This is a genomic window from Glutamicibacter sp. V16R2B1, from assembly GCF_005774635.1.
Classification (GTDB): Bacteria; Actinomycetota; Actinomycetes; order Actinomycetales; family Micrococcaceae; genus Glutamicibacter; species Glutamicibacter creatinolyticus.
In genome coordinates, this window is the sequence record NZ_VATX01000041.1 from 1 (window position 1) to 2,796 (window position 2,796).

Genomic DNA, 2,796 nt, shown 5'->3' on the forward strand with positions numbered 1-2,796 from the left:
CTGGGTGCTGTGGCCCGCCTGGCAGATGGCGATGCGCGACCTCGGCTACCAGCTCACCGTCGTCTCCCGCACCTCGGCGTTCGAAACCGGGCAGGACCGGCACCGCTCCTACATCCTCGCCACCCCGAACGGCACCCCGACACCAGACGTCGACTTCTGCCCTCCGGCACCGTGCGCCCGCTGCGGTGACATCGACGCGGTGCAGGTGTGGCGCGACCCGGCACGCACAACCGGGAAGTGGGGCGAGAGGTACGACTACAGGTGCCCACACTGCCGCGGGCTCGTCGCCCCATATGCACCGACCGCAGCCGAACTGCTGGACGTCGACCATCCCGGCCGTCTGATCGGCAGCCCGTCACGGCTGGCCTCGAAGTCCACGGCCCGCGCCGCACGAGCGTTCGCCGCATGGGGGCCGCACGGCCAGCGCACCCACCCGCGGTTCACCCCACGCCCCGGGACCGAGCAGGCGGATGCGCTGGTCGTCTCCTACTACAGCGACGACGACGAAAAAGGCTGGCCGATCCTCGCCCCGGTCCGCACCCTGACCACCACCGACCGGCACGCCCTGCTGACCTGGCCATCACCGGACGCCACGCTCGCTGACTGCCACTACCGGATGATCTCCATCGCGGAGCAGCGCCGCCTGCAAGGCGTCCCCGACCACTACCGGTTCGCCGGCAACCAGAAAGACCACGCCCGGATGATCGGCAACGGCGTGCCGATCCCCACCGTCAAGGCCGTGGCAAGCCCCGCGATCACGTCGATCGGCGTCGACATCCCCACAGGAGCTGCAGCGTGACCCGGCAGTTGCCGGCCCGCTGCGACTTCGATGGCCGGTTCATCCCCGACGCCTACGCGGCGAGCTGGGCATGGTTCGCCGCCGAAGACGCCAGCTTCTGCCCGGACTGCGGCCGTGGCCTGCCCGGCGGCCATGAGGCCCGGCAGCAGGAACTCCGCGAACGTGCCAACCCCGCCAGATGAAGGAGCATCCGATGGCCACCGAGCCGACCGCCCTGCCCGGCATGCCCGACGCCCCACCCGACTACGCGCCGTTCACCTGGCCCACGGACGAACGGCAGGTCACCGCTGACCGGCTTGCCCAGTACCTGACCGCCTCCGCAATGCACGACCTGCACACCTACCGAGATGCGATCACCCGGGCCAACAAGAACGACCCGGACGGTTTGGCGATCTACATGAACCACACCAACGCCCTCCTCGCCCGCTTCGCCGAGATCACCCTGCTGCGCACCTACCAGACCACCAACCCGGCCGCCGCCGAAGAAGTGGCCCTCGACATCTGGAACGCCTTCGAGGACGGCAGCACCATCCACGAACTTCTGTGGGACTGGGCAGTCGAGTACGGCCTTCCGTTCGACAAGAAGACCGGGGAGGTGCTGCTCGATGCCGATGCCGCCTGAGACCTCCACAGCCGCCAGCAGGCCGCTGTTCCTCGACGCCGTCGAACCCGAACCCGAGTGGGAACCGCCCGTCAGGTGCACCCGCTGCCGCTGCTCGGAGGGCCTGCACTGGGAGGAGGAGAACGGCAAGGAGGGCTGCGACGGGCAGCACGGCGTCGAACCATGCGGCTGCCCCGGGTTCCGCGAACGGCAACCAGCCGCCTGACCAGCAGCATCACCAGCCGCCTCGGGGTGGGTCGAGAACATCCCGCCCCGGGGCGCCACCCGAGGAGACCACCATCATGAGCACAGACACTCTCAGCACCGACTGGACCGACACGGTGACCGTCAACGGCCACACGATCCGTGTCCTCGTCCTGTGGTCCGACGACCTGCTCGTCAACATCGTCCTGCGCGACCACTGGGACACCGACATCGCCCTCACCGCGGTCCGCGCCTACATCGACGGGCCCCTGACCAAGCTGGCCGGCGAGAACCCCTACGACACGCTCCTCGGCTCCGAGTCCGAGGTGTGGGACGACGCCGCCAGCCGGCTGGACGTCGGATATGGGCGCCTGCGTGAACTCGGCCCGGACCACGACGAGTGGGACTGGTCGAACGACCCTGCCGACGGGTTCGTCCCGGTCATGTCCCTGTACGTGGGTGAGTGATGGCCCGCATCGGAGAGCCGGACAAGTGGTGGGACGAGCCCGCCGACGACCCGTGGGCAGTCCCCATGCCATCCGAGCCGATCACCGAGCCGGTGCCTGCCCGTGAGCCGGTGCCAGCGTGAGCGTCATCGCCTACCGCACGTGGACCGTCGCCCCCGTCGCCGGAATCCTCATGCCGGCCAACGCCCCCACCTACCACGGGCAGGCCGGGTGGATAAAGACGCGGCTTCCCCTCTGGACTCGTGGATGGCTGACGAGCACCGCAACTGCGAACTGCCACGCCAAAGACGGGGGCAACCACCGGGCGCCCGACCCGGGCTGCGTCTGCGGGATCTACGCCTGGAAACGGCCCATAGACCCCGGCTGGACCAGCCAGTGGAACAAGACCCAGCCGGACCACGTCGCCGTGGGCGTTGTTCAACTGTGGGGCCGGATGTGCGACGGGCCGAACATGACCGGCTACCGGGCTCAGCACGCGCGGATCGTCGCGCTGACCCCCGACCCCGCGGGCAACTTCGACCGCACGGCCTACCCGGATGCGCAGGTCTACCCAGACCTGCTGACGATGTACTCCGAGTGGGACACCACCCCCGAGCTGGGCTTCGCGATGAACGCCGACCATGCGGCCACGCATGCCGAGAACGCACGGCGCCCCACCAGAAAAGATCACTGCCTTGGCTGCGGCGAGAAGATCGGCGACAGGCAGAAGACCGTCGACTACGACG

Annotated in this window: 5 protein-coding genes; all 5 read left to right on the forward strand. The window is 69.1% G+C overall.

Annotated elements, in window-relative coordinates:
• A partial coding sequence (locus tag FDN03_RS15700; RefSeq protein ID WP_171021290.1) for a DNA cytosine methyltransferase occupies window positions 1–799 on the forward strand: 799 nt, incomplete at its 5' end.
• The gene (locus FDN03_RS15705; protein ID WP_138178535.1) at window positions 796–981 is read left to right on the forward strand and encodes a hypothetical protein; all 186 of its coding nucleotides are present in this window, start codon (window positions 796–798) and stop codon (window positions 979–981) included. The genes FDN03_RS15700 and FDN03_RS15705, both read left to right, overlap by 4 nt.
• 11 nt (window positions 982–992) lie before the next feature.
• Window positions 993–1,421 carry a hypothetical protein gene (locus tag FDN03_RS15710; protein ID WP_138178536.1) on the forward strand — a complete coding sequence of 143 codons (429 nt, stop codon included), beginning with the start codon at window positions 993–995 and terminating at the stop codon, window positions 1,419–1,421.
• A 281-nt stretch (window positions 1,422–1,702) separates the two neighbouring features.
• Window positions 1,703–2,071 carry a hypothetical protein gene (locus FDN03_RS15715; protein WP_138178537.1) on the forward strand — a complete coding sequence of 123 codons (369 nt, stop codon included), beginning with the start codon at window positions 1,703–1,705 and terminating at the stop codon, window positions 2,069–2,071.
• Between the two features lie 118 nt (window positions 2,072–2,189).
• Window positions 2,190–2,796 (forward strand): hypothetical protein (locus FDN03_RS15720; protein WP_138178538.1); only part of this gene is annotated, 607 nt, incomplete at its 3' end.